Origin of the sequence: Micromonospora sp. WMMA1363 (assembly GCF_030345795.1) — a bacterium.
In the GTDB taxonomy this organism is placed as follows: Bacteria; Actinomycetota; Actinomycetes; order Mycobacteriales; family Micromonosporaceae; genus Micromonospora.
Genome location: NZ_JAUALB010000001.1, coordinates 2,349,775 through 2,375,553, shown reverse-complemented (window position 1 = coordinate 2,375,553; position 25,779 = coordinate 2,349,775). Strand labels below are relative to the sequence as shown.

General features: G+C 69.7%; 24 protein-coding genes. 14 read left to right on the top strand and 10 right to left on the bottom strand.

Annotated features, from left to right (window positions below; genetic code table 11):
- Positions 1-22: 22 nt before the first annotated feature.
- From QTQ03_RS10785 to QTQ03_RS10770, 4 genes are all read left to right on the top strand, one after another.
- Positions 23-970, top strand: a complete 948-nt coding sequence (locus QTQ03_RS10785) for an ROK family glucokinase (RefSeq protein ID WP_289277880.1) — start codon at positions 23-25, stop codon at positions 968-970.
- A 1-nt stretch (position 971) separates the two neighbouring features.
- The gene (locus QTQ03_RS10780) at positions 972-1,682 is read left to right on the top strand and encodes an endonuclease/exonuclease/phosphatase family protein (RefSeq protein WP_289277879.1); all 711 of its coding nucleotides are present in this window, start codon (positions 972-974) and stop codon (positions 1,680-1,682) included.
- A gap of 94 nt (positions 1,683-1,776) precedes the next feature.
- Positions 1,777-3,186, top strand: a complete 1,410-nt coding sequence (locus tag QTQ03_RS10775) for a flavin-containing monooxygenase (protein ID WP_289277878.1) — start codon at positions 1,777-1,779, stop codon at positions 3,184-3,186.
- Positions 3,187-3,554: 368 nt separating this feature from the next.
- Positions 3,555-4,349: an alpha/beta hydrolase gene (locus QTQ03_RS10770; protein WP_289280766.1), complete on the top strand. Its 795-nt coding sequence runs from the start codon at positions 3,555-3,557 to the stop codon at positions 4,347-4,349.
- Positions 4,350-4,361: 12 nt separating this feature from the next.
- On the opposite strand, the gene QTQ03_RS10765 is transcribed toward QTQ03_RS10770, so the two are convergent.
- Both QTQ03_RS10765 and QTQ03_RS10760 read right to left on the bottom strand, forming a co-directional pair.
- Positions 4,362-5,780, bottom strand: a complete 1,419-nt coding sequence (locus tag QTQ03_RS10765) for an alpha,alpha-trehalose-phosphate synthase (UDP-forming) (RefSeq protein ID WP_289277877.1) — start codon at positions 5,778-5,780, stop codon at positions 4,362-4,364.
- A 205-nt stretch (positions 5,781-5,985) separates the two neighbouring features.
- On the bottom strand, positions 5,986-6,798 hold the full coding sequence (locus QTQ03_RS10760; protein WP_289277876.1) for a DUF308 domain-containing protein: 813 nt from the start codon (positions 6,796-6,798) through the stop codon (positions 5,986-5,988).
- 1,068 nt (positions 6,799-7,866) lie between these two features.
- Between QTQ03_RS10760 and QTQ03_RS10755 the strand changes: the two genes are divergently transcribed.
- Entirely contained in the window at positions 7,867-8,652 is a 786-nt protein-coding gene (locus QTQ03_RS10755) for a bestrophin-like domain (protein WP_353890630.1), read from the top strand.
- Positions 8,653-8,916: 264 nt separating this feature from the next.
- Positions 8,917-9,630 carry a lysophospholipid acyltransferase family protein gene (locus QTQ03_RS10750; RefSeq protein ID WP_289277874.1) on the top strand — a complete coding sequence of 238 codons (714 nt, stop codon included), beginning with the start codon at positions 8,917-8,919 and terminating at the stop codon, positions 9,628-9,630.
- A gap of 6 nt (positions 9,631-9,636) precedes the next feature.
- On the opposite strand, the gene QTQ03_RS10745 is transcribed toward QTQ03_RS10750, so the two are convergent.
- Entirely contained in the window at positions 9,637-10,329 is a 693-nt protein-coding gene (locus QTQ03_RS10745) for a Crp/Fnr family transcriptional regulator (protein ID WP_289277873.1), read from the bottom strand.
- A 283-nt stretch (positions 10,330-10,612) separates the two neighbouring features.
- On the opposite strand from QTQ03_RS10745, the gene QTQ03_RS10740 reads away from it, so the two are divergent.
- From QTQ03_RS10740 to QTQ03_RS10720, 5 genes are all read left to right on the top strand, one after another.
- The gene (locus tag QTQ03_RS10740; protein ID WP_289277872.1) at positions 10,613-11,119 is read left to right on the top strand and encodes a polyadenylate-specific 3'-exoribonuclease AS; all 507 of its coding nucleotides are present in this window, start codon (positions 10,613-10,615) and stop codon (positions 11,117-11,119) included.
- Between the two features lie 206 nt (positions 11,120-11,325).
- The gene (locus QTQ03_RS10735; protein WP_289277871.1) at positions 11,326-12,354 is read left to right on the top strand and encodes an ATP-dependent 6-phosphofructokinase; all 1,029 of its coding nucleotides are present in this window, start codon (positions 11,326-11,328) and stop codon (positions 12,352-12,354) included.
- Between the two features lie 72 nt (positions 12,355-12,426).
- On the top strand, positions 12,427-13,245 hold the full coding sequence (gene proC, locus QTQ03_RS10730; RefSeq protein ID WP_289277870.1) for a pyrroline-5-carboxylate reductase: 819 nt from the start codon (positions 12,427-12,429) through the stop codon (positions 13,243-13,245).
- A 779-nt stretch (positions 13,246-14,024) separates the two neighbouring features.
- Entirely contained in the window at positions 14,025-14,990 is a 966-nt protein-coding gene (locus QTQ03_RS10725) for a hypothetical protein (RefSeq protein ID WP_289277869.1), read from the top strand.
- The gene (locus QTQ03_RS10720; protein WP_289277868.1) at positions 14,966-16,108 is read left to right on the top strand and encodes a right-handed parallel beta-helix repeat-containing protein; all 1,143 of its coding nucleotides are present in this window, start codon (positions 14,966-14,968) and stop codon (positions 16,106-16,108) included. The genes QTQ03_RS10725 and QTQ03_RS10720 overlap by 25 nt, the downstream gene beginning before the upstream one ends.
- A gap of 413 nt (positions 16,109-16,521) precedes the next feature.
- Here the strand turns inward: QTQ03_RS10720 and QTQ03_RS10715 are convergent, their stop codons facing one another.
- From QTQ03_RS10715 to QTQ03_RS10685, 6 genes are all read right to left on the bottom strand, one after another.
- Positions 16,522-17,418: an IS3 family transposase gene (locus QTQ03_RS10715; RefSeq protein ID WP_169600148.1), complete on the bottom strand. Its 897-nt coding sequence runs from the start codon at positions 17,416-17,418 to the stop codon at positions 16,522-16,524.
- The gene (locus tag QTQ03_RS10710) at positions 17,415-17,735 is read right to left on the bottom strand and encodes a transposase (protein ID WP_502889683.1); all 321 of its coding nucleotides are present in this window, start codon (positions 17,733-17,735) and stop codon (positions 17,415-17,417) included. The genes QTQ03_RS10715 and QTQ03_RS10710 overlap by 4 nt, the downstream gene beginning before the upstream one ends.
- A gap of 41 nt (positions 17,736-17,776) precedes the next feature.
- Positions 17,777-18,109 carry an NUDIX domain-containing protein gene (locus tag QTQ03_RS10705; RefSeq protein WP_289277867.1) on the bottom strand — a complete coding sequence of 111 codons (333 nt, stop codon included), beginning with the start codon at positions 18,107-18,109 and terminating at the stop codon, positions 17,777-17,779.
- A 109-nt stretch (positions 18,110-18,218) separates the two neighbouring features.
- A protein-coding gene (locus QTQ03_RS10700; protein WP_502889673.1) for an IS3 family transposase occupies positions 18,219-19,636 on the bottom strand; the annotation gives its coding sequence in 2 pieces (ribosomal slippage) (positions 18,219-19,306 and positions 19,306-19,636; 1,419 coding nt in all).
- A 31-nt stretch (positions 19,637-19,667) separates the two neighbouring features.
- Positions 19,668-20,861, bottom strand: coding sequence for an NsdA family TPR-like regulatory protein (locus QTQ03_RS30650; protein WP_502889853.1), 1,194 nt, complete (start codon positions 20,859-20,861; stop codon positions 19,668-19,670).
- A gap of 265 nt (positions 20,862-21,126) precedes the next feature.
- A protein-coding gene (locus QTQ03_RS10685) for an IS3 family transposase (RefSeq protein WP_502889737.1) occupies positions 21,127-22,526 on the bottom strand; the annotation gives its coding sequence in 2 pieces (ribosomal slippage) (positions 21,127-22,193 and positions 22,193-22,526; 1,401 coding nt in all).
- Between the two features lie 150 nt (positions 22,527-22,676).
- On the opposite strand from QTQ03_RS10685, the gene QTQ03_RS10680 reads away from it, so the two are divergent.
- Positions 22,677-22,889, top strand: coding sequence for a hypothetical protein (locus QTQ03_RS10680; RefSeq protein ID WP_289277864.1), 213 nt, complete (start codon positions 22,677-22,679; stop codon positions 22,887-22,889).
- Positions 22,890-22,914: 25 nt separating this feature from the next.
- Here QTQ03_RS10680 and QTQ03_RS10675 read toward each other — a convergent pair whose 3' ends face one another.
- Positions 22,915-24,120 (bottom strand): IS256 family transposase, encoded by a 1,206-nt coding sequence (locus QTQ03_RS10675; RefSeq protein ID WP_289280611.1) that lies wholly within the window; start codon positions 24,118-24,120, stop codon positions 22,915-22,917.
- Between the two features lie 112 nt (positions 24,121-24,232).
- Between QTQ03_RS10675 and QTQ03_RS10670 the strand changes: the two genes are divergently transcribed.
- Both QTQ03_RS10670 and QTQ03_RS10665 read left to right on the top strand, forming a co-directional pair.
- On the top strand, positions 24,233-24,457 hold the full coding sequence (locus tag QTQ03_RS10670; RefSeq protein WP_289277863.1) for a hypothetical protein: 225 nt from the start codon (positions 24,233-24,235) through the stop codon (positions 24,455-24,457).
- The gene (locus QTQ03_RS10665) at positions 24,454-25,473 is read left to right on the top strand and encodes an IS3 family transposase (protein ID WP_289277862.1); all 1,020 of its coding nucleotides are present in this window, start codon (positions 24,454-24,456) and stop codon (positions 25,471-25,473) included. Before QTQ03_RS10670 ends, QTQ03_RS10665 begins: the two co-directional genes overlap by 4 nt.
- Positions 25,474-25,779: the final 306 nt, after the last annotated feature.

Sequence of the window (25,779 nt, the reverse complement as noted above, 5' to 3'; positions counted from 1 at the left end):
ACAGCAGAGGGGAGCGGCAGCGGTGACGCTGACCATCGGAGTCGACGTCGGTGGCACGAAGGTGGCCGGGGGCGTCGTGGATGGTGCCGGCAGGGTCCTCGTTCAGGTCCGACGGGACACTCCCGCCGAGGATGTCGGCAAGACCCGGGACGTCATCATCGAGGTGGTCGGCGAACTGGCGAACGGGCGGACGATCGAGGCGGTCGGCATCGGCGCGGCGGGCTGGATCAACGCCGGCCGCTCCACGGTGCTCTTCGCGCCGAACCTCGCCTGGCGCAACGAGCCACTGCGTGACTACGTCAGCGCGGCGGTGAACCTGCCGGTGATCGTCGAGAACGACGGCAACGTCGCCGCGTGGGCCGAGTTCCGGCACGGCGCGGCGCGCGACGCCGACGACTCGATGGTGATGCTCACCATCGGCACCGGCGTGGGGGGCGGCATCGTCCTCGGTGGCGAGCTGGTCCGTGGCGCGAACGGCATCGCCGGCGAGCTGGGGCACATGCTCACCGTGCCGGACGGGCACCGGTGTGGCTGCGGCCGGTTGGGCTGCATCGAGCAGTACGCCAGCGGCAGCGCGCTGGTCCGCTTCGCCCGGGCGTCCGCCCGCCAGGAGCCGCACCGTGCCGGCGCCCTGCTGGAGCTGGCCGACGGGGAGGCCGAGGCGATCACCGGGCCGATGGTGACCGCCGCCGCGAAGGGCGGCGACCCGGTCTCCGCCGAGGCGTTCGCCCAGGTCGGCCGCTGGCTCGGCGCCAGTCTCGCCGACCTGGCGCAGATCCTCGACCCGCAGGTGCTGATCGTCGGCGGCGGCGTCATCGACGCCGGCGACCTGCTGATGGGCCCGACCCGCCGCTCCTTCACCGAAGCCCTCGCACAGCGTAGCCGGCTGCCGGTGGCCGAGATCCGTTCGGCCGAACTGGGTAACACCGCGGGCGTCATCGGGGCCGCCGACCTTGCCCGCCGGATCTGACGTGGCGGCACCGGGCGCCGGCGTACCGCTGCGCGTCATGTCATACAACATCCACAGCCAGCGGGACGACACCGCGGCGCTGGCGGCGGTGGTCCGCGCCACCGCACCGGACGTGGTGATCGTGCAGGAGGGGCCGCGCCGGTTCCGTTGGCGGCAGAGGTCGGCGGCGCTCGCCGAGTCGTTCGGGCTGGTGGTCGCGGCCGGTGGGCTGCCCGCCCTGGGCAATCTGCTGCTGACCAGCCTCCGCGTCGGGGTGACCGCCTTGCGGTGCCAGCGGTTCCCGCTCACCCCCGGCCGGCACCTGCGCGGCGCGGCGTACGCGGACTGTGTGGTGGGTGACGGGGCTCGGTTCACGGTCGCCGGGTCGCATCTGTCCACGGATCCGGCCGAGCGGCCGGTGCAGGCCGCGCTGTTCGCCCGCGGGCTGGCCGCGGCAACCGCACCCGTGATCATCGGTGCCGACCTCAACGAGGGGCCGGACGGGCCTGCCTGGGCGACCGTGGCGGCCGGCCGCGCCGACGCGGCGCTGGCGATGGACCGGGCGGACCGGCTCACCTTCTCCTGCGCCAGCCCCCGCCGCCGGATCGACGCGCTCTTCGTCGACCCACGGATCACCGTGGTCGACTACGACGTGGTGGACACCCCACAGACCCGCCGTGCCAGCGACCACTTCCCGGTGCTGGTCGACCTGAAGCTGCCCGCCTCGGGCTGATCGGGTGGCTGGATCAGGGGCTGGACACGGACCGCTCGATGCGGGCAGGATGCTGCGCGACCCGGCGCCCGTGCCGCACAAAGGAGATCCCTCGGTGTCCATCTCCACCGACCATGGCCGGTCCGACCCGGAGTCGGGCGCCCCCGCCCGGACGCGCGACGGCCGCCCGGTCTCCGATCGGGGTGACACGGTCTGCGTCATCGGCGCCGGCGCGAGCGGGTTGACCGCGATCAAGAACCTCACCGAGCAAGGGTTCGGAGTGGACTGCTACGAGCGGGAGACCGGCGTCGGCGGTGCCTGGAACTGGCGACACGACCGCAGCCCGGTGTACGCGAGCACCCATCTGGTCTCGTCGCGGCCGTTCACCCAGTTCCCCGACTTCCCGATGCCGGACGACTGGCCCGACTACCCGCACCACAGCCAGTTGCTCGGCTACCTCGAGCGGTACGCCGACCACTTCGACCTGCGCCGGCACATCTGGTTCGGCACCGAGGTGGCGCGGGTCGATCCGGTGGCGGGGGACCGCTGGGACGTCACCACCCGCAGCACCGGCGGCTACGGTCCGGAACGCACCTCCCGGTATGCGGCCGTCGTGGTCGCAAACGGCCACAACTGGTCCCCGAAGCTGTCGAGCTACGAGGGTCTCGCCGAGTTCCGTGGCGAGGTCATGCACGCCTCGTCCTACCAGGACCCGGCGCAGCTGCGCGGCAAGCGGGTCCTGGTGGTCGGCGCGGGCAACACCGGCTGTGACATCGCGGTCGAGGCCGCCCAGCAGGCGTCCCGCTGCTGGCACTCCACCCGCCGCGGCTACTGGTACGCGCCGAAGTACGTCTTCGGCCGCCCCGCCGACCAGGTCGACGACACGCTGCTGGCGTTGCGGGTGCCGCGGCGGGTCCGTCAGTGGCTCCACCACCTGACGATGCGGCTGACCGTCGGCGACCTCACCCGCTTCGGGCTGCCCGAGCCCGACCACCGGGTGTACGAGACCCATCCGATCGCCAACAGTCAGCTCGTGGATCAGGTGGGCCACGGCCGGATCACCCCGGTGGCCGACGTCGCCCGTTTCCACCCTTACGGGGTGGAGCTGGCCGACGGCCGGGAGATCGAGCCCGAACTGGTCGTCTTCGCCACCGGATACCTGCCGCGCTTCGAGTTCCTCGACCCCAGGATCCTCGGCGACGACGCCGGGACCGGCCGGCCGACGTTGTGGCTCAACGCCTTCCCGCCGGGTCACCCGACGCTCGCGGTGGCCGGCCTGGTGCAGCCGGATTCCGGCGTCTTCCCCCTGTCGCACTGGCAGATGGTGCTGTTCGCCCGGCTGCTGCGGCTGCGCGTGACCCGACCCGATCGCGTGGCGGCCTTCGCCACCACCGTCGGCGCGCGGGCCGGGGAGCGCTACTCCGGGCCGGTCAAGGACAGCAGCCGGCACTGGTTCGAGGTCGGCCACGCCGACTACCTACGCGCGGTCCAGCGCGCCCTGCACGACCTGGAGAAGCCCCGGTGAGCGCGAGGAGTGCAGCGGAGCGGAGCCCCGCAGTCGCGAGCGGAGGGTCAGTTCGGTGAGCGCGAGGAGTGCAGCGGAGCGGAGCCCCGCAGTCGCGAGCGGAGGGTCAGTTCGGTGAGCGCGAGGAGTGCAGCGGAGCGGAGCCCCGCAGTCGCGAGCGGAGGGTCAGTTCGGTGAGCGCGAGGAGTGCAGCGGAGCGGAGCCCCGCAGTCGCGAGCGGAGGGTCAGTTCGGTGAGCGCGAGGAGTGCAGCGGAGCGGAGCCCCGCAGTCGCGAGCGGAGGGTCAGTTCGGTGAGCGCGAGGAGTGCAGCGGAGCGGAGCCCCGCAGTCGTGAACGCATTGGAGGCGCGGTGACCCAGCTACGGATCATGCGGGGATGGGAGTGGGCCCGGCCCGTCCGCCCGGTCCGCCGTGAGGTTGTCAGCGCCACGCCGGAGGTCGAACAGGGCCGCCCGCCACTGCTCTTGGTGCCGGGTTTCGGGCACGGCGCGTGGGCGTTCGCCGAGCACTGGCTGGGACACGCCGCCGCGCGCGGCTTCTCCGCGTACGCGGTGAGCCTGCGCGGCCACGGCGGCAGCGGCCCGGCGCCGGAGGCGACGCTGCGGGCGTACGCCCACGACGTCGTTCAGGTGGCGGCGGGCCTGCCGCGCCAGGCGGTGCTGGTGGGGCACGGCGCCGGGGCCCTGGTGGTCGGGCACGCCATGGCGCGCTACCCGGCCCGGGCCGCCGTGCTGGTGGCGCCGGTGCTTGGCGGCTGGGGCACGGCGGCGACCGCGGTGCGCCGTAACCCGTTCGGAACGCTGTCCGTCCTGGCCGGCGGCCGGTTGCGGCTGAGCCGCGCCCAACTGTTCAGCCCGGAGCTGCCCGAGGCGGACGCCCGGCGGTACGCCGCCCGGCTCGGTCGCGCCGGGCGGCGTGCCCAGTGGCAGCTGCTGCTGGGCCGGGAGCCCGAGCCGCCGGTGGGCGATCCGCCGGTGCTGGTGCTCGGCAGCCCGGACGACCGGGTGGTGCCGGCGGCGGCGCTCACCCGGGCTGCCCGGCGGTTCGGCTGCGCGCCGCTGCTCTTCCCCGGCATGGGCCACGACTTGATGCTCGATGCCCGGTGGCGGGAGCCGGTCGACGCGATCCTGGACTGGTTGGAGAAGGAGCCCGGCCGGAGCTGACCGTGGCGTCCGTCAGCCGGTGGCGTTGAACCGGCTGACCAGCGAGCCGTCCGCGTCGAGCGCGGAGAGGTAGGAGCGGGCCCAGGCGCGGATGTCGTGCCGGTGCAGGTGCGTTCGCATGGCTCGCATCCGGTCGCGGACGTCGTCGGGCCCGGCCCGCAGCGCCGCGAGCAGGCCCTGCTTGAGGCCTTCCAGGTCGTGCGGGTTCACCAGGTACGCCTGGGACAGCTCGGCGGCGGCACCGGCGAATTCGCTCAGCAGCAGCGCCCCGGTGTCGTCGGCCCGGGCGGCGACGTACTCCTTGGCCACGAGGTTCATGCCGTCGCGCAGCGGGGTCACCGCCATCACGTCGGCCACCCGGTACAGTGCCGCCAACTCGGCGCGGTCGAATGGCTGGGTCAGGTAGTGGATGGCCGGTTCTCCGACCCGGCCGAACTCGCCGTTGATCCGGCCGACCTCGCGTTCGACGCGTTCGCGGAGGATCTGGTATTGCCCGACCCGCTCCCGGCTTGGCACCGCCACCTGCACCAGCACCGTGTCCCGCATCTTGACGTGGCCGTCGGCGATCAGTTCGCTGTACGCCTTCAGCCGCTGCTCGATGCCCTTGGTGTAGTCCATCCGGTCGACACTGAGGATCACCTGGTCGGGGCTGCCGAGGTCGCGGCGCAGCCGGTTCGCCCGGTCGGCGACGTCTGGCCGGGTGGCCAGGGCGGCCATCTCGGCGGTGTCGATGGAGACCGGAAAGGAGCCGATGCGCACCATCCGGTCGTCGACGGCGATCCGGCGGTCGGTGGCCGGCAGCCCGAGTACCTTCACCGCGAGCTGGGCGAAGTTGTGCGTGGCCTGTGCCCGCTGGAAGCCGACCAGATCGGCTCCGAGCATGCCGCGCAGCAACTCGGCCCGACGGGGGAGTTGCATGAACAGCTCCGGTGGCGGGAAGGCGACGTGCAGGAAGAAGCCGATCCGCAGGTCTGGTCGCAGCGCCCGGAGCAGGCCGGGCACGAGCTGGAGGTGGTAGTCCTGCACCCATACCACCGCGTCGGTCTCGGCCACCTCGGCGGTCGCCTCCGCGAAGCGTCGGTTGACCCGCTGGTACGCCTCCCACCACCGGCGGTGGTACTCCGGCTGCTCGACCGCGTCGTGGTAGAGCGGCCACAGGGTTGCGTTGGCGAAGCCTTCGTAGTGATCGCGCAGGTCCTCGGCGCTCAGGGGTACGGCGTGCATGCGTACGCCGTCGATGTCGGGCAGGGCCGGTGCCGGGCCGGTGCCGCCGGCCCAGCCCACCCACGTGGCGGGTGTGTGCCGCAGCAGCGGGTGCAGCGCGCTCACCAGGCCGCCGGGGCTGCGTCGCCACTCGCAGGCACCGTCCGGCGCCACACTGTCGTCGATGGGGAGGCGGTTGGCAACCACCAACAGGGAACTTTGTCGCATCTCGGGCGTTCCGATCTGCCGGGAGGCGACCGCCGGTGACGGGAGGAACCACCGGCAGTCAGCGGAGGGGACATGACCCACAGCGGTATTCCTACTGACCGTAAGTTACACCACTGTTACCCCGCCGCCGGGGGGTGGTCGTCCGGGGCCGTGACCTCAGTGATAGTGGCCGACGAGGCGCCTCGTGGCGGCCGGCGTCACCAGGTCAGACGACGGCGCCGTCGTCCGGGTCGTGGTCGTCGCGGTCGCCGGGGCGCAATCGCCAGATCAGCGTGACGAAGCCCGCCAGGATGCTGGTGAAGCCGAGCAGGGTGACGATCCCCGGGTCGGCCGGGAACACCGAGGGGAATAGGAACAGCACGAAGCCGAGCACGATCGCGAGCGTGCCGACCGCGGCGTACTTGGAGATCCGGGGCAGTGGTGGGGGCGGGGGCGGGGTGTACCGCTCGTCGTCCTCCTCGTCGGGCAGGTCCGCCCCGAAGGTGTCCAGCCCGTCCAGCAGCGAAGGCTCATCGTCCCGGCCCCGCCCGACGGTCACCCCGGAGATGTCGGCCGCGGACGGCAGCGGCCGGACCTCGGTGACGGTCAGCCCGGGGTCGGTGCCGGCCCGGCCCGGCCGGGCGTCGTCCACGTCCTCGGCGGCGGGCCACGGGTTGTCGCCGACGGGTGCGGTCGCGTGGAAACCGGCGACGATGCGGGCCCACTCGGCGTCGACGTCGGGCTCGTTGTCCCGGGCGCGGTCGGCGCTCTCGTCGGCGAGCTGGGTCAAGTAGTCCCGGGCGGTGGTCAGGTGCGACCGGTCGACGTACAGCCGGTCGACCGGTCGCGACGGGACGGTGGTGGTGCGGGTGACCGGGTTCAGATCGGCGGAGGGTTGCAGGTAGGCGGCGATGCCTCCGGCGGCCAGCACGTCGAGTAGGTGTTCGCCGACCCGGGGATCCACGTCACCGGCGACCGCGTACTCGGTCGCGTCGAGCCCGTTGTCCCGCCGTCCCCGGCGGGACCCACCCGCTGACACCGGACAACCTCCTCATCGCGCGCTGGTGACGCGCCGTCTGAGCCCCCTCGGCGTTCCCCGCGCCGTGCCATGAATCGTGACACGTCGGCACCCCGTTCCGGGAGTGCGTTGTGTCGCGTCTTGCCCGCTCGCGGTCGACTCGCTGCTCGTAGGTAGGGTTGTTTGTCCTTTTGTGCACGGAGTGCGTCGTTTGCCCGTCGACCTGCTCCGCGGGTCGCCACCCCGGCGGCGGGCCACCCGCCGGCCGGGTCGAGTGCCCCGGGACGGGAGCGGATCACCGGCCGCCGGTATGGCGTCGCGGCCGTCGGTGGCGTTTGCCGTCGGCTCTCTCGCGGTCGTGCACCTCCATCGCCTTCCCACGACCTCGTCAGCGGTCCGGTCGTCAACCTGGCGTCGCCTGCCGGCACCCACGTGACGAAGAGATCTACCCCAACAGACGGGTGGCCGGGTCCCCGTCAACGGTCCGCCGGCGCCACGGATCCGGTGGAGGTCCGTTTCCAGATGGTCATGGTGCCGTCGCTGTCGTCCCGCATCGTCGCCGGAGCCTGGCGGCGAGCCGCCCCCACAGCGCGTCGACGATGATCTGCGCGTCGCCGGGCCTGTACCTGGTACGTCTCCGGAAACTGGACACCTGGACACGCTGGCAGACCTCACTCCTGTGGGGACACTCTCTGGTGGGTTGGTGCTCCCGGCCGGCCAGGTGTTCGACCGGCAGGCCCGGATGAGCGGCGGAAAGTCGATCCAGCCGCACGTCCACCGGCACCCACGGGTCGAGTGCGGCGGAGCGGTTGGCGCGGCGCAGGCCGCCGGAGGCCGGCGGTCCCGGGTGGCACACGGCCGCGGGAGGGACCCCGGGGCCCCGGCGGCCGGGGCGGGAGGGCGAGGGTTGGCCGCCTGCCGTAGCGACGCGGCCGGTTCACCCGAAGGAGCCACGGGGTGTGCCCGGCGGCGTGATCGCGATCGGTCGGTCGGAACACGCACACGCGGGTCTGGCTCGTTCCGGCCCGGAGGCCGGAATAATCCGGACAGATGTCAATGCCTGTGACGCGATGGGTCGAGGAGGCGGAAATGCTTGGCTGGAGTAACGCGGTACCCGGTTGGCTCTTGAGTGTGCTTCTGATCTTTGCCTTCACTGGCCTGGCGGCGCTTGGTGTGCTGCTGGTGCGTTCTCCGATCCAACGAGTGTTCGAGTCCGAGCCCAAACGACATGACCTCATGACGACTGCACTGCGTTCGGTGGTGACCTTCTACGGGCTCCTTCTCACCCTCACCGCCGCCTCCGCGTATGAGACGTATGCTGAGGCCCGTAAGGCGGTTTCAGCCGAAGCGGCTTCCTTGGCCACGCTCTCCCAGGCGGTGTCCGACTATCCGGAGCCCACGCGGAGTGAATTGCAGGGCCTCATGCGTGACTATGTCGACTATATGACAAATGAGGCATGGCCCGCCTACCAGCAGCGCGCCGCCGTGCGGGGTGACAACGATTTGGCGGCTAGGATCAACGGGGTCCTGCACGTGCACAAGCCGGAGAGCGACGAGGAAAAGGCGCAGAGTAGGATCGCCTTGGCGGAACTCGAGAAGTTCAACGAGAACCGTCAGCTCCGACGAAGTTTCGCATCCACTGAGCTGCCAGGCTTCTTGTGGGCCGTACTCCTCGTCGGCGCAGCGTTCGTCGTCACGCTTACCTGGTTCCTGTCGGCCCAGACGCGCAGGGCCCATCTGGTCGTCTCCGCCGCCATCGCGGTCATCATCGCCCTACTGCTGTTCGTCGTCGAGGCAATGGACGGCCCGTTCGAAGGGACCATGAGCGTCTCGCCGGCCCCGTTCGAGGAGATGCGAAAGGAACTCGTCAGATAGGTCGCCCGTTCGTGTGGTGGGACGTGGCCGGAGAACTGCCGCGGGTGCGGGGCCGCGCGGCGTCGTCGGCGGACCGGGCCTCCCGGGTGGTTGGGAGGACGGTGGCTGTTGTGTCAGGTGCCTCGGACCGCGGCGCCGGGTGGGTGACGGGAGGATGATCGGTCGTCCGTTGTGGCGGAGGGCTCCCGCTCCGTAGGCTCGTCGAAGACGGCAGCGCTCCCGGCGACGGGCGGTGCCGCGGCGAACCCCACGGAAAGGACGCCGGTGCTGTACTGGCTGCTGAAGTACGTCATCCTTGGGCCGCTGTTGAGGCTGATCTTCCGTCCGCAGGTGGAGGGTCTGCACCACGTGCCGGCGGCCGGCCCGGTGATCCTGGCCAGCAACCATCTCTCCTTCTCCGACTCGATCTTCACGCCGCTGATCGTGCCGAGGAAGGTCACCTTTGTCGCCAAGGCGGAGTACTTCACCGGCCGGGGGATCAAGGGTTGGCTGACGAAGATGTTCTTCGTCGGCACCGGCACCATCCCGGTGGACCGCTCGGGTGGTCGGGCGGCCCGGGCGGCGCTGGACACCCAGCTCACGATCCTGCGGGCCGGCGGCGTGGCCGGCATCTATCCGGAGGGCACCCGCTCGCCGGACGGGCGGCTCTACCGGGGTAAGACCGGCGTGGCCCGGCTCGCGTTGGAGAGCGGTGCCCCGGTGGTGCCGGTGGTGATGCTCAACCTCGACGAGATCCAGCCCCCGGGAAAGATCATTCCAAGGGTCCAGCGGGTCCGGATCCGTTTCGGCTCGCCGCTGGGCTTCTCCCGCTACACGGGGATGGCTGGGGACCGGTTCGTCGAGCGTGCGGTCACCGACGAGATCATGTACGAGCTGATGGAGCTGTCCGGCCGGGAGTACATCGACATGTACGCCCAGAAGGCCAAGAAGCAGCTTCCGCCGCCCACCCCCGCCGCCCGGGAAGCGGTCGCGGCCTGACGGTGGTCAGCGATCGCTCATGCCGGCACGGCGGCGCAGCGACGCCACGTCGGTGACCACGATGCGGCGGCCCTCGGTGCGCAGCCAGCCCCGGCTGGCGAAGGAGCCGATCGCCTGGTTGACGCTCTGTCGGGAGCCGCCGGCCATCTCGGCGAGCTGGCTCTGGTTGAGCTCGATTGTGATCATCGGGGCCTGGCTCTCGCCGGCCAGCCGCACCAGCGTCTTGGCCACCCGGCCGGGCAGGTCGAGGAAGACGTGGTCGGCGTTCTGCTCGGTGAGCCGACGGATCAGCCCGCCGAGAGAACGCATCACCGCGTCCAGGATCCGCGGGTTGGAATGGACCAGGTCCATGAACGCGCCCCGGCTCAGCGCCAGCGCCGCCGTGTCCTCGATGGCCTCGGCGGAGGTCGAGCGGGTCGAGGCGTCCAGCAGTGACACCTCACCCAGCACGTCCGGCGGTCGCATCACGGTCAGGATGGCTCGCTCGCCGGTCGGTGCCGTCCGGAACACGGCCACCGCACCCCGCCGCAGCACGATCAGCGACTCGCCGGGATCGTTCTCCACGAAGAGCAATTGACCCTTACGGTAGGTACGCGGGACGGCGGCGGCGATCACCCGCTGCCGCACCTCCGGCTCGAGCCCGGCGAACATCTCGACACCCGTGAGCGCGTCACCCGGCTCCGGCAGGCGCACCTCCACGGCCAATCCCTCCCCGGTCGAAAACCTCAACTCGCTCACCGGGTGAACCTGTACGGGTCTCCGCCCGAGGGCACTGACACCTCGTTCGGCGTCCGGTAGCGCTACACATCAGATCATGACGGTCCGGTCGCTTGCTGTACACCCCTGAATTCACCTCCGTGACGTCCGAGGCCTGCTCGAAGTCGCCCATCACGATCACTCTGACCTGCGAGAACATGGTGATCGCCGGGGCTGCCGGTACCCGCCCGACGCGGTGGCGGCGGCGTGCGTCAGGATGGCGGTGATGGTCTACCGCTACTTCTACGACTGCGAATTCATCGAGGATGGTCACATCGTCGAGCTGGTGTCGATCGGCGTCGTCGACGAGTACGGACGCGAGTTCTACGCCGTCTCCACCGAGTTCGACGACGCCCGGGCCGTGCCGTGGGTGCGCCGCAACGTGCTCGACAAGCTGCCGTCGCCCGCCGACCGGGCCTGGCGCTCCCGGGAGCGGATCCGCGACGACCTGCTGGACTTCTTCCTCGAGCCGGTCCGCGACCGGCCCGGCGAGCAGTTGGAGCTCTGGGCCTGGTACGCCGCGTACGACCACGTGGCCCTCGCCCAGTTGTGGGGGGCGATGCCGGCGTTGCCCCGAGAGATCCCCCGGTTCACCAAGGAACTGCGTCAACTCTGGGACGACCGGGGTCGTCCGTCGCTGCCGGACGCCGACGCGGCGCGGCACGACGCCCTGGTTGACGCGCGGCACAACCTTGCGCGCTGGCGGGCGATGACCGGTTCGGGGCAGCGCTGATCCGGGTTGGGGAGCTGGCCGGTCGGGCCGAGAGCCCGCGGGTGGCTACTGGACGGTAGCCGGGTCGCGCTGTCGGGGCGCGCCCGCGCGGACTACAGTGCGCAGGGACGGCCCGCCCCGGGCCGGCAACGGCGCCGATGGTCTGATCTGACACATATCCTGGGGCTTACCGGGCTTCACCCAATGCTCCAGGAGGATGAGCAGACATGCGTATCGGCGTGCTCACCGGCGGTGGCGACTGCCCAGGTCTCAACGCGGTGATCCGGTCGGTGGTCCGCAAGGGCGTCACCAACTACAACCACGAGTTCGTGGGCTTCCGGGATGGTTGGAAGGGCCCGCTGGAGGGGCTGTCCCGCCCGCTGGGCATCGCCGAGGTCCGCGGCATCCTGCCGCGAGGCGGCACCATCCTCGGCTCGTCACGGACCAACCCGTTCAAGATCGAAAACGGGGTCGAGCGGATCAAGGAGAACCTCGCCGCCCAGGGCGTGGACGCGCTCATCGCGATCGGCGGTGAGGACACCCTCGGCGTGGCGACCAAGCTGCACGAGCTGGGCGTCAACGTGGTCGGCGTGCCGAAGACCATCGACAACGATCTCGGTGCCACCGACTACACCTTCGGCTTCGACACCGCGGTGAACATCGCCATGGAGGCGATCGACCGGCTGCACACCACCGCCGAGAGCCACCACCGCACCCTGGTCGTCGAGGTGATGGGCCGGCACGCCGGCTGGATCGCCCTGCACGCCGGTCTCGCCGGGGGCGCCAACGTGATCCTGCTCCCGGAGCGGCAGTTCGACGTCGAGCAGGTCGCCGGGTACGTCGAGAAGCGCTTCCAGCACCAGTACGCCCCGATTGTCGTGGTCGCCGAGGGCGCCCACCCGCTCGAGGGGCAGATGGTCCTGCACAACCAGGAGCTGGACGCGTTCGGCCACGTCCGGCTCGGCGGCGTCGGCCAGTGGCTGGCCGAGCAGTTGGAGGCCAGGACCGGCAAGGAGGCCCGCACGGTCGTGCTCGGCCACATCCAGCGCGGTGGCACCCCGACCGCCTTCGACCGGGTGCTCGCCACCCGGCTGGGCCTGCACGCGATCGACGCGGCGCACGAGGGTGACTGGGGCAGGATGGTCGCCATGCAGGGCACGGACATCGTCCGGGTCCCGCTCGCCGAGGCGACCCGCGAGCTGAAGACCGTGCCGCTGGAGCGGTACGCCGAGGCCGAGGTCTTCTTCGGCAGCTGATCTGACATCCACGGCGCGCGGCGGGTGCTCCGGCCCCGCCGCGCGCCGGCTCACGGCGAGGGGGTACGCCCGATGGCGGGTTCGGTGCACACGGTCGCGGTCATCGGGGCGGGCAAGATCGGCGAGCTGATGCTCTCCGGTCTGCTGCGTTCGGGCTGGCCGGTGGACCGCCTCCTGGCCACCGCCCGCCGACCGGTCCGGGCGGAGGAACTCGCGGCCCGCTACGGCGTCCGGGTGGTCGACAACCTGACCGCAGTGGGCGAGGCCGAGGTGCTGGCGGTCGCGGTCAAGCCGCAGGACGCCGACGCGCTGCTGGCGGAGATCGGGCCCAAGGTGCCCGCCGACAAGCTGGTCATCTCGCTCTGCGCCGGTCTGCCGACCGCCTTCTTCAGTCGCCGGTTGCCGGAGGGTACCCCGGTGGTGCGGGTGATGACCAACACCCCGGCGCTGGTCGACGAGGCGATGACCGCGATCTCCGCCGGGGCACACGCCACCGGAGCGCACCTGGCGCTGGCCGAGGAGATGTTCTCCCCGCTCGGCACCACCATCCGGGTGCCGGAGTCGCAGCAGGACGCGGTGACCGCGCTGTCCGGCTCCGGCCCGGCGTACTTCTATCTGCTGGTCGAGGCCATGATCGACGCGGGGATTTTGCTCGGCCTGCCCCGGCAGGTGGCGCACGAGCTGATCGTGCAGACCGCCATCGGCTCCGCGGTGATGCTGCGCGACTCCGGCGAGCACCCGGTCAAGCTCCGCGAGGCGGTCACCTCGCCGGCCGGCACCACCATTTCCGCCATCCGCGAGCTGGAGCACCACGGTGTGCGGGCGGCGCTGTTGGCCGCGCTGGAGGCGGCCCGCGACCGCGCTCGTGAGCTCGCCGCCCAGGCGGACTGAGGTCGGTCGTGGTGTCGACGTACGCCGTCACGCCACTCTCGTTGTGCAAGAGCGGGCAATAGTCCCCGTGGTTCGAGGCCGGCGTGGCACTGCCTGTCGTTGCGCCGCTCGGCACGAAGTTGCCGGGTCGCAGTCCGCCGGGGCGGCGTGGGTCGGCGGTCGTCGATGGGTCGTCGATGGGTGGCCGTTGGTGGGCCGCTTGGGTCGCGGCTCCTCCGTCCGGTCGGATTGATCTTGACTGCCGGGGTTGGCGGTGTCTGGCCTCGAGTGTCTTGGCTCCACCTGTCGGCTTTGACGTTCGGGGCATGAGGATTATCCGGCATTCATTATCCGTGCGAGGTATCTTCCGAAATAGCGCTATATGTTCCTCATGTCCGTCTAGCGTGAGGTTAATCCGCTTTCACCGTCGCTGAGGTGGGGGCGTCATCGCGCATGAAGGGGTAGGTGGAATGCTCGAGTCGGATCGTGAGCGGGTGTCGGGTTTGGTGCGCTCGCCGGTGTCACGTCGGTACTGGAAGCAGGCGGTGCTGGCCGCGGCGGGGGTGGCCGCGTTGGTCGGCGCGTCGACGGCTGTCGGTGCCAGTGGTGGGGCTGGTGCGGGTCCACCGGTGTCGGCGGTTCCCGGTGGCACCGTGGCGAAGGACCTGGGTGTCGCGGGTTTGGCGACGGCTGGTCAGGGGAGCCCTGGCGGCGATGGGGCCGCTGACCCTGGTGACGGGGATGGTGATTACTGGGCCGCGCGTGCCGGGAACCCGGATGACGTGGATGAGGCCCCTGTCATGGCGGACGAGGGTCCTGCCGGGTTCGCTTCGGCTGGGGGGGCCGTAGGCGCGACCACGCAGGCCAGGACATCCAAGACCAGCAAGACCGCCAAGACCAGCAAGACCGCCAAGGACGCCAAGACCGCCAAGGACGCCAAGACCGCCAAGGACGCCAAGACCGCCAAGGACGCCAAGGACGCCAAGACCGCCAAGGACGCCAAGGACGCCAAGGCGATCAAAGCCGAGAAGGCCGCGGAGAAGGCGGAGAAGGAGGCGGAGCGGGCGAAGCGGAACGCCGAGAAGGCCGCGGAGAAGGCGGAGAAGGCGGCTGAGCGGGCGAAGCGGGACGCCGAGAAGGAGGCGAAGCGGGACGCCGAGAAGGCGGCGGAGCGGGCGAAGCGGGATGCCGAGAAGGAGGCGGAGAAGGAGGCGAAGCGGGACGCCGAGAAGGCGGCGGAGCGGGCGAAGCGGGATGCCGAGAAGGAGGCGGAGAAGGAGGCGGAGCGGGCGAAGCGGGATGCCGAGAAGGCGGCGGAGCGGGCGAAGCGGGATGCCGAGAAGGAGGCGGAGAAGGAGGCGGAGCGGGCGAAGCGGAACGCCGAGAAGGCGGCCGAGCGGGCGAAGCGGCAGGCCGAGAAGGCGGCGGGCGCGAAGGCGGCTGGTGCTGCCGGGGGGAATGCGGCCGGCGCCGTGAAGGAGGCCGCCAAGGCTGCCGGCGGAAGTGCGCAGGACGGTGCCGGGGGGTTCGGATGGTGCCCGTCGCGTCGGTCGTCTCAGCGCCTGCCGGGGCCGGTGCGTCCGCGGTCGACGCCGAGCCCCTCGAGGACGGCAAGCCCGACGGGAAGGGTATGCCCGGTGGGAAGGGCAAGCCCGGTGGGAAGGGCAAGCTGGATTCGGCCGGTAAGCGGGGCGCGGATGGCGATCACCGGGATGGGGACCACGGGGGTAAGGGTGTGTCGGTGCCGTGTGATCCGAACGCGTTGATCGCGGCGATCACCACCGCCAACAGTGCGGGTGGCGGCACCCTGGACCTGGCCCGTAAGTGCACCTACACCCTCACCGCCAACCAGGACGGCAACGGACTACCCGTGATCGTTCAGCCGATCACGATCAAGGGGAACGGGTCCACCATCGCCCGCGCCGCCAACGCCGACCAGTTCCGCTTCTTCGAGATCGACTCCGGCGGTATCCTGCGGCTGAAGCACCTCACCCTCACCCGCGGCAAGACCGCCGAGGACGATGACGGTGGCGCCGTCTACGTCAACGTCGGTGGGAAACTCGACCTCGACCACACCACCCTGGACAACAACACCGTCGACGACGTCGGTTCGGACGACGGCGGGGCGGTCTTCAACGACGGTGGCATCGTCACCATCCGCTCCAGCACCCTGAAGAACAACTCCGCCTCCCTGGGTGGCGCCATCTTCACCGGAGTCGGCGAGCTCACCGTCACCACGTCGAAACTCATCTCCAACACCTCCGACCTCGACGGCGGCGCCATCTACGGCGACTTGGACACCGTCACGGTCAGCAAGAGCCGGATCAGCCACAACCACGCCGGCTCCGATGGTGGCGGAATCTACAGCTTCGAGGGTGCACTAAAGATCGACCGCAGCGCCGTCACCCACAACACCGCGGGATTCGACGGCGGCGGCATCTTCAAGAATGAGGACTCGATATTCGTGTTCAAGAGCACCATCGCCGGTAACCTCGCCGCCGACGATGGCGGCGGCATGTTCCTCGACGACGATGGGGCGAACATCACAGAGAGCAAGATCCTCAACAACACCGCAGCCGACGGAGACGGCGGAGGCGTCTACGTCTTCTACGTCATCGGCGACACGGCGGCGTTCCGGCGCACGGTGATCAGCGGCAACCAGGCCCTCGGTGCCGACAGCACGGGCGGCGGCATCCACATCGAAGCCGCCACCGGTGTCGTCGCGCTCACCGACGTCAAGATCACCAACAACACCGCCACGGACCCCGCCGGCGGCGTCGAGAACAACGGCACCGTCACCAGCACCGGTAAGGTCATCATCGTCGACAACGTGCCCACCAACTGCGCCAACGGTGGCAACCCCGTCCCCGGCTGCTTCGGCTGACCAACCCACCACCAGCACCACCCCACCGCGGGCGGCCCCACACGGGGCCGCCCGCGGCACAGCCGGACGGGATCAAGCCACACCCGAGCAAATCCCGAACACCACGAGCGCCGTTCCCACTGTGCGTTGAAGATCTGCTCACACACGGGACAGAAGCCCATGCACCAAATATCCGGGAACTCCATCCACCGCAGCGGTTATTGCCTGCGCGAGCCGACTCCAGACGTACGGTCGGAGGAGGGCTTGTGCTTCCTCACGACGGCAGAACTTGTAGGCCAGCAACTCATCATCTCTGAGACGAAGGGCTCTCGTCTGCTGCGGGGTAAGGGCGCCGACGTCGAAGATGAACATGAGGCTGTCGTCCCATGGGCTGGGGTTGACCCGGTTTGACGGACAGGGTCGGTAAGTTGATCTCACGCTACCTTGCTCGTTGGCCTGCGGGAATAGGCCGTCGCCTCATACTCGGCCGGGCTCATGTAGTCCAGGGTGGAATGGCGGCGGCGGGTGTTGTACCACCCCTCGATCCACTCGAAGATCGCCGCACGGGCGGCGGCCCGGGTCGGCCACGCCCTCCGGTCGAGCAGTTCGGTCTTGATCGTGGCGAAGAACGACTCCGCGACGGCGTTGTCCCAGCACTGACCCCGCCCACCGACCGACAACCGCACCCCGTTGCGGTCGGCCAGCCGGGCGTACTGCGCACTCGTGTACTGGCAACCCCGGTCGCTGTGGAAGATCACCGGCCCGGTCGGGCGTCGGACGGCGATCGCGTTGGACAACGCCTGAGCGGGCAGATCGGTCCGTAGGTGGTCGGCGGTCGCCCAGCCCACAACCCGGCGTGAGGCGATGTCGATGACGGTGGCGAGGTACAGCCAGCCCTCCCACGTGTGGATGTAGGTGATGTCGCCGCACCAGCGGGTGTCGACCCGGCCGGCGGCGACGTCGAAGTCCCGGCGGATCAGGTCCGCCGACAACGCCGCCCCCGGGTCGGGCACGGTCGTGGTGCGCCACCGCTTCGGCGTGCGGCCGCACAACCCGGCGCCCCGCATCAGCCGGGCGACCCGCTTGCCGGAGTGCCGCCGCCCCTGGGCGGCGAGTTCGGCGCGGACCCGGGGTGCGCCGTAGGTGCCGGCCGAGTCGGCGTGGATCTGCGCGATGCGGGCGGCGAGGTCTGCGTCGTCGCGTTCCCGCCGCGACGGCCCGGCACGGTGCTGGTAGTAGGCGGACCGGGAGACCTCCAGCAGCTCACAGGAACGCTTCACGTTCCCGTCGGGCCGCGCCTTCTCCGCCTCGATGAACGGGTACACGTTCACCGGGTCTCCCTCACGAAGAAAGCCGTGGCCCGTTTCAGGATGTCGACGTCCTCGCGGAGCCGGCGGTTCTCCCGCCGCAGCCGCGCCAGCTCGTCGCGCTCGTCGCTGGTCAACCCGTCGCTGCGGGTGCCGGCGTCGATGTCGGCCTGCCTGACCCACTCACGGACCGCGGTCTCGGTCAGGTCGAAGTCCCTCACGACCTGCGCCACCGATCGGTCACCCCGCCGGCACACCTCGACGATCTCCGCCTTGAACTCCGGCGTGAACGCTCTGCGCGGCCGGCGTGGTTTCTTGCCCATGCCTTCCATGATGAACATCCTCCCGAGGAGCACACAGCCCCTCTGAGCTGGGATGTCCGTCAAACAGGGTCAGGCCCAGGGCCGTGCGGGGGCACCCAATCGACCACCAGAAGCTTGTTGACCTTCAGCTCGAGACCGAGTTCCTCGCGGATCTCGCGCTCCGCGGCCTGATGAGGCGGCTCGTTCGCCTCGGCCATGCCGCCAGGTAGGTCCCAATCCGGCTTATACCGGGGGTTGACGAGCAACACATGGCCTTGCTCGTTTCTGATCAGGGCATCTGCGCCGACTCGCTTGCGTGCCTGCTTTGCGTTGCCTTCTGCGAGGTACGCCTGCCACGCATCGGGATCCCGCTCGTAGAGCGGGCGGTCATCCGCCATCGAGTTGTCTGGCACCGACTGCTCCTACCCGTAGCGCACCCACCGTACGGATCCATGATTGCTCGCGGATCGTGTCGTGCAGGCGGTCGAGACGGAAGGTGTCAACCTTTTTGGGGCGGTCGGTTCAGGGGTTCGTTGACTGAGTCGTGGTGTCCTCGGGCTTGTTGATCCACGCGGTGGTGGGCAGGGCGGGTGGTTGCGGGATGCCGCGGACGAATCGTTCGGGGTTGCGGGTGTAGGCGGCGGTCAGGACGTCGGCGCGGACATCGCGGACCTGCCGGGCGTGGCCGTGGTGGACGTCGTGTGGGGTGTGCCAGCCGATGCCGGAGTGCCGGTGGATGGTGTTGTACCAGGTGAAGAAGGCGCGGCAGTGAGCTCGGGCGTCCTGGACGCTGCCGAAGCGGTCGGGGAAGTCGGGCCGGTACTTCAGGGTCTTGAACTGGGCCTCGGAGAACGGGTTGTCGTTGCTGCACCTGGGCCGGGAGTGGGACTTGGTCACGCCGAGGTCGGCCATCATCTGCGCGACCGTCTTGGACGCCATTGAGGTGCCGCGGTCGGCGTGGATGGTCAACTGCTCACGCGCGACGCCCTGCTTGGTGATCGCGTCGGACAGCAGCCGTTCGGCCAGGGCGGCGTCCTCGCGCTCGGCGAGCAGCCACGCGACGGTGTAACGGCTGTAGATGTCGATCACGCTGTAGAGGTGGTAGAAGTCCCGCTTGGCCGGGCCGCGCAGCTTGGTGATGTCCCACGACCACACGCGATTGGGGGCGTCGGCGATCAGTTCGGGCTTGACCTTCGGCGGGTGCACCGCGTGACGGCGGCGCTCCCTGACTTCGCCGTGGGCACGCAGGATCCGGTACATGCTCGACACCGACGCCACGTACACGCCCTCGTCGAGGAGGGTGTGGTAGACGGCCGCGGGGGCCATGTCGGCGAAGTCCGGGCTGTTGAGCAACGCCCGGACGCTGTCACGCTCGGCCGCGCTCAGGGCACGTGGCTGCGGCCTGGGTTCACGCCCCGGCCGCGGTGGCGCAGGCGTCTGGCGGTGCCGGCGGTAATGGTTGGCCTGCGGCCGGCCGGTGGCTCGGCACGCCGTCCGGATGCCGATCAGCGGCGTCAGTTCGGTGATCGCAGCGTCGATCATGGTGTCGGCTCGCTCCCGCTGTGCTGGCTGTCGGTCGCGAGTTGCCCCAACAGCGCGGAGAGTTTTCCCTGCACCTCGATCACCTTGCGGGCCTTGTCCAACTCGGCGCGCAGCCGCTCGTTGTCTGCCCGCAACCGGGCTGCCTCCAGCACCGCCGGATCGGTCTTCGGCCGCCCGGCCGGCTTGGCCAGGGCCTCGCGGGCGCCGGCGTCACGCTGATGCTTCCACGCCGCGAGCAGCGACGTGTACAGGCCTTCCCGACGAAGCAGGGCGCCCTTGCCGGCCTTATCGAGGGTCTCGTACTCGGCCAGGATCCGCGCCTTGTACGCGGCGGTGTATGTCCTTGTTCGGGGCTTTGCTGGTACCTCGGGGTCGGGCACCGGGTGATGCGATGTCACGGGGGTGGATCTCCTTGCACGCCCTCACGGGTCAGAGTTTCAGCAGGTCAACCTGCCTTCCCCAAGGATGACACAGAGGGAGAAGCCGCGGGACCTCGGTGCATGCCTTGGCGTGAGATGTGAAGAGTACCGAAGCGTGTTGCAGTTGGTCGACGATGATGCCTGAGCCGAGACTCGCGATCTCGTCAAGGGTGCGGTGGGTTACTGCGCACGCCTCGTCGATCTGGCCCTTGCCAAGTAGCACCGTGACCAGCATGAGGTGGGCGAAAGCTCGACTTCTGACCCGATCGCCTCGGCGGACAGCCAGCGCGCATTGGAGTCGGCGCTGGGCTTCGAAGAGATCACCGATGTGAAGAAGGCAGCGGCCGGTCTCGACGGCAAGTGATGCGGTGTCGAAGGGGCTTAGCCACTCAGAGGCCGCAGCGATCGGCTCGTGCAGCGCCGCCTCCGCATCGGAGAGCGCCCGCGTGGCCTCGAGCGGTTGGCCGGCGAGGGCGAAACCACGTGCCTGCATTGCCAGGAGCCGGGATTGGAGCCGACCATGCGATGGAGCCTGCCGAAGATGTCTCAACCCGCTCCGGGCATGGGACAGCGCCTTGCCTGCGTCGCCGCGATGGCTGGCGAGATGACTCAGGCCTGCGTACACCTGCGCGACGAGGTGTTGGTTGCTGCTCCGGTGGGCCAAGGCGAGGGCCTCGCCGAGGTGCTGGCGAGCGCGTCCTGCGGCACCAGAATCATGCGCCATCCACCCTGCCATCTCGTTGAGCGACGCGGCAGCGGCAAGCGCCGATCCTTCTTGCCCGCTGCTCCCACCAACTACCGGTTCGCCGATCCGGTCAGCAAGGTATGTCGCAACACTGGCGTACAGGTGGCCACCGCCGACTCGGCGGTCAGCCAGCCGTAGCGACCGCACGAAGTGCAGGTGGGCGTCCCGCGATGCCGGTTGTCGGCGGCCCCGGGTAGCAGGCGAACCCGCGCCGGCATTGACGACATACCGACTGTCCGTCGATCTGAGACTTGTCGTCGATGCGATGCCTGGCCTGATCGCACCGGCGCTGTCGGTGGCATAGCCGTCCTCGTAGACCGCGGGCAGGGCGAACCACAGCAGGTGGGCAGGGATCTGTAGAAGCTGTGCCCAGTGGGTGAGGCGGTCAAGGTGGACGATCGCGGGACCGTTCTCGACTCGGCTGAGCTGAGCCTGCGAGATGCCGAGCCAACGGGCCACGATCTCCTGCGGCAGTGGGTGCCGACCGTGGTACGGGTGACATCGGTAAGCCCGAATAGTCAGCCCCAAATTGCGTTTGGTCAACGCTTGCTGGACAGGCCCGTGGTCCCAGAAGGAAGCTGGCAGGGCAGGCGGTGAGGTGATCCGATCTCGTTCGGCGGCTCGGCATGGCCCGCAGCGCCCGGTGGTGTTGTCTCGGGCGAGCCTCCCGCCGCAGCGGGGCAGCTTGCGTCGGAACGTGTCAAGGGATTGAGGCCAACGGGAGTTAAGCGGCTTGTCGTTGTGGCTCGGGCTTGTTGATCCAGACCTGTCCGGGCAGGTCGAGGATTTTGGGCAGGGGCCGGGTGGTGCCGAACCGTTCCGGGTGCGCCGTGCGGGCTGCGGCGAGGGTGTCCTCGCGGTTGGCGCGGACGGTGTGGTGACGGTCGTGGTGGACGTCGGCGGGGGTGTGTAGGCCGATCCCGGAGTGCCGGTGGGCGTGGTTGTACCAGGTCACGAAGTCGTTCATGAACGCTCGCGCCTGGGCGAGGGACGCGAATCGGTCCGGGAAGACCGGCGCGTACTTCAACGTCTTGAACCAGGCCTCGCTGTACGGGTTGTCGTTGGACACCTTCGGCCGGGAGTGCGAGCGGGTCACGTCGAGGTCTTCGAGCAGGTCAGCCACCGATTTCGACGTCATCGACGTGCCGCGGTCGGCGTGCACGACGTGCGGGACGCCATGGACACCGAACACCTCGCGCATCATCGACTCCGCGAGGGGGCCGGACTCGCGGGCGTGCACACGGGCACCGACGATGTACCGGGAGTAGATGTCGATCATCACGTAGGCGTCGTAGTAGACGCCCTTCGCAGGTCCGGCCAACTTCGTGATGTCCCAGCTGTAGACCTGCCGCGGGGCGTCAGCGACCAGCTCGGGACGCCGGCGGGCCGGGTGCCGGGCCAGCCTGCGCCGCTCGCGCGCCTGTGCGTGCTCGCGCAGAACCCGATACATAGTGGCGATCGAACCGACGTACACGCCCTGGTCCAGCAGCGCCGCGTAGATCTGGGCCGGGGCCGCGTCGACGAACTCCGCACTGTTCACCAGGCGCAGGACCTGCTCACGTTCGGCCGGGGTGAGCGCGTTCGCCGGTGTCCGCCGCACCGGCGCCGCCCGTGTCGGCCGCCGCCGGTCCCGGTCCGCGCTGGACCGGGCGATCCCGGTCAACCGCTTCGCGTCCCGCGTCGTGATCCTCGCACTGGTCAGCTCGTGATAGGCGGCCATCAGCGCCTGCCGAGCCCGAACACGTCCGGACCGTCCGGCTCGCTCCTGGAGATGTCCTCCAAGAGCTCTCGCGCTTTTCCCATGATCGTCAACGCCGTCTCGGTCCGCGCCAGCTTCGCCTGCGCCAGCTCCAGCTCACGCCGCAACCGGGCGATCTCGGCCTGCTCCACCGACGGCCTCCCGACCGTCTCACCCGCCGGCTTGCCCTGCAACAGCCCGGCATCACGGGCCCGGCGCCACTCCGACATCAACGACGAGTACAAACCCTCACGCCGCAGGAACGCACCACCCTCACCAGCCGCGACGGCCTGCTCATACCCGGCCAGCAACTCCAACTTCTGCCCCGGCGTGAACGACCGACGTGCCCGCGGCCCGCCTGAACGCGGACCCTTCTTGCCACTCATGACCCCATCCTGGGCCGTCACGACGTCAACAGCAGCATCCAACGCTTCTCGATCCTGAACTCGCCCTGTCCCCTCTGTGTCATCCTTGGGGAAGGCAGGTTGACCTGCTGAAACTCTGACCCGTGAGGGCGTGCAAGGAGATCCACCCCCGTGACATCGCATCACCCGGTGCCCGACCCCGAGGTACCAGCAAAGCCCCGAACAAGGACATACACCGCCGCGTACAAGGCGCGGATCCTGGCCGAGTACGAGACCCTCGATAAGGCCGGCAAGGGCGCCCTGCTTCGTCGGGAAGGCCTGTACACGTCGCTGCTCGCGGCGTGGAAGCATCAGCGTGACGCCGGCGCGGGAGTGTCAAGTTAACGGCTGATCTTGGTTGTTGAGGTGGTCAGTTGTTGGCCGGGGTGAGCCGGCCTTCGAAGGCGATCTGGAAGGCGTTCAGTGGTGCTTTCCAGCGCATGGTCCAGCGTCGGCGGCCGGCTCCGGTCGGGTCGAGGCTCATCAAGGCCATGTAGACGCACTTGAGTGCGGCCTGCTCGTTCGGGAAGTGGCCACGAGCTCGCACGGCCCTGCGGATACGGGCGTTGACGGACTCGATCGCGTTCGTGGAGCAGATGACCTTGCGGATCTCCACGTCGAAGGCGAGGAACGGCACGAACTCCGCCCACGCGTTCTCCCACAGCTTCACGATCGCCGGATACTTACGGCCCCACGCCTCGGCGAACTCGAGGAACCGCTCGGTGGCGGCGTCCTCGGTCGCCGCGGTGTAGACCGGCCGCAGCGCTTTGGCGATCTTGTCCCAGTCCTGCCGGGCGGCGTAGCGGAACGAGTTGCGCAGCAGGTGCACCACACACGTCTGCACGATCGTGCGCGGCCACACCGTCTCCACCGTCTCCGGCAGTCCCTTGAGCCCGTCACAGACCAGCATCAGCACGTCGGCCACGCCGCGGTTCTTCAACTCGGTGAGCACGTGCAGCCAGTACTTGGCGCCCTCGCCGCCGTCACCGGCCCAGATACCGAGGATGTCGCGGTGGCCGTCGACGGTGACCGCCATCGCGAGGTAGATCGGCCGGTTCGCGACCTGACCGTCCCTGATCTTGACGTTGATGGCGTCGATGAACACGACCGGGTAGACCCGGTCCAGGGGCCGGTTCTGCCACTCGGCCATGCCGTCCATGACCTTGTCGGTGATCGTGGAGATGGTCTGCTTCGACACCTCAGCGCCGTAGACCTCAGCCAGGTGCGCGGCGATCTCGCCGTGGGTCAGGCCCTTGGCCGACAGCGACAGGACCATGTCGTCGACGCCGGTCAGACGCCGCTGCCGCTTACGCACGATCTGCGGCTCGAACGTCCCGGCGGCGTCGCGTGGGACCCGCACCTCGACCGGCCCGACGTCGGTGAGCACCGTCTTGGTCCGGCTGCCGTTACGGGTGTTCCCGCTACCCCGACCCGCCGGGTCGTGCTTGTCGTAGCCGACGTGGTCGGTGATCTCCCCATCCAACGCCGACTCGAGGACCCGCTTCGTCAGCTGCTGCAGCAGCCCACCCTCGCCGGTCAGCTTCAACCCGTCACCACGAGCCCGATCGACCAGCATCGCGATCAACTGCTCATCCGTGACCGCACCCACCGGCTCCACGGCCGGCTGTCCCACGGTGGTCTCGGTCGTCATCTGGCGTCTCTCCCTTGATCGGTCGATCAGCCGTTATTTGTACAGTCCCGCCGGCGCCCGCGAGGCCCTGGCCAAGCCGGCCGGGCGGCCGAAGACCGATCCGGCGGTGCTGGAGGCAGCCCGGTTGCGGGCAGACAACGAGCGGCTGCGCGCCGAGTTGGACAAGGCCCGCAAGGTGATCGAGGTGCAGGGAAAACTCTCCGCGCTGTTGGGGCAACTCGCGACCGACAGCCAGCACAGCGGGAGCGAGCCGACACCATGATCGACGCTGCGATCACCGAACTGACGCCGCTGATCGGCATCCGGACGGCGTGCCGAGCCACCGGCCGGCCGCAGGCCAACCATTACCGCCGGCACCGCCAGACGCCTGCGCCACCGCGGCCGGGGCGTGAACCCAGGCCGCAGCCACGTGCCCTGAGCGCGGCCGAGCGTGACAGCGTCCGGGCGTTGCTCAACAGCCCGGACTTCGCCGACATGGCCCCCGCGGCCGTCTACCACACCCTCCTCGACGAGGGCGTGTACGTGGCGTCGGTGTCGAGCATGTACCGGATCCTGCGTGCCCACGGCGAAGTCAGGGAGCGCCGCCGTCACGCGGTGCACCCGCCGAAGGTCAAGCCCGAACTGATCGCCGACGCCCCCAATCGCGTGTGGTCGTGGGACATCACCAAGCTGCGCGGCCCGGCCAAGCGGGACTTCTACCACCTCTACAGCGTGATCGACATCTACAGCCGTTACACCGTCGCGTGGCTGCTCGCCGAGCGCGAGGACGCCGCCCTGGCCGAACGGCTGCTGTCCGACGCGATCACCAAGCAGGGCGTCGCGCGTGAGCAGTTGACCATCCACGCCGACCGCGGCACCTCAATGGCGTCCAAGACGGTCGCGCAGATGATGGCCGACCTCGGCGTGACCAAGTCCCACTCCCGGCCCAGGTGCAGCAACGACAACCCGTTCTCCGAGGCCCAGTTCAAGACCCTGAAGTACCGGCCCGACTTCCCCGACCGCTTCGGCAGCGTCCAGGACGCCCGAGCTCACTGCCGCGCCTTCTTCACCTGGTACAACACCATCCACCGGCACTCCGGCATCGGCTGGCACACCCCACACGACGTCCACCACGGCCACGCCCGGCAGGTCCGCGATGTCCGCGCCGACGTCCTGACCGCCGCCTACACCCGCAACCCCGAACGATTCGTCCGCGGCATCCCGCAACCACCCGCCCTGCCCACCACCGCGTGGATCAACAAGCCCGAGGACACCACGACTCAGTCAACGAACCCCTGAACCGACCGCCCCAAAAAGGTTGACACCTTCCGGTCCGGCGGACTTGCTATGAACCGCTGGCCTCAACTCACCCTGGCAGACAGGGCGTTGCTTCCCGGCGTCCTCGCCATGATCGGGCGTCTCCGTCCGTGGTGTCCTGTGCGGAGTTCATCCATTCAACGCGCTGCACGAGTGGTCGGCATACGTCACGTGCATATCGAAGCCGCTCGCATTCCCTGTGTGGATATCGGGTCATGTGTTGGTGGTCATGTAGCTGGCGGTAGAGCACCGCGAACCTGGACGTATGGCCCGGGGCGGGTGTTGGGC

What these genes read in the sequence shown, in the direction of transcription:
- QTQ03_RS10725 (WP_289277869.1), top strand. Translation starts at nt 14,025, where the DNA reads ATGGCGGACGAGGGTCCTGCCGGGTTCGCTTCGGCTGGGGGGGCCGTA.
- QTQ03_RS10665 (WP_289277862.1), top strand. Translation starts at nt 24,454, where the DNA reads ATGATCGACGCTGCGATCACCGAACTGACGCCGCTGATCGGCATCCGG.
- QTQ03_RS10735 (WP_289277871.1), top strand. Translation starts at nt 11,326, where the DNA reads ATGCGTATCGGCGTGCTCACCGGCGGTGGCGACTGCCCAGGTCTCAAC.
- proC (WP_289277870.1), top strand. Translation starts at nt 12,427, where the DNA reads ATGGCGGGTTCGGTGCACACGGTCGCGGTCATCGGGGCGGGCAAGATC.
- QTQ03_RS10765 (WP_289277877.1), bottom strand. Translation starts at nt 5,780, where the DNA reads ATGCGACAAAGTTCCCTGTTGGTGGTTGCCAACCGCCTCCCCATCGAC.
- QTQ03_RS10755 (WP_353890630.1), top strand. Translation starts at nt 7,867, where the DNA reads ATGCTTGGCTGGAGTAACGCGGTACCCGGTTGGCTCTTGAGTGTGCTT.
- QTQ03_RS10770 (WP_289280766.1), top strand. Translation starts at nt 3,555, where the DNA reads ATGCGGGGATGGGAGTGGGCCCGGCCCGTCCGCCCGGTCCGCCGTGAG.
- QTQ03_RS10710 (WP_502889683.1), bottom strand. Translation starts at nt 17,735, where the DNA reads ATGTTCATCATGGAAGGCATGGGCAAGAAACCACGCCGGCCGCGCAGA.
- QTQ03_RS10675 (WP_289280611.1), bottom strand. Translation starts at nt 24,120, where the DNA reads ATGCTGGTCGATCGGGCTCGTGGTGACGGGTTGAAGCTGACCGGCGAG.
- QTQ03_RS10740 (WP_289277872.1), top strand. Translation starts at nt 10,613, where the DNA reads ATGGTCTACCGCTACTTCTACGACTGCGAATTCATCGAGGATGGTCAC.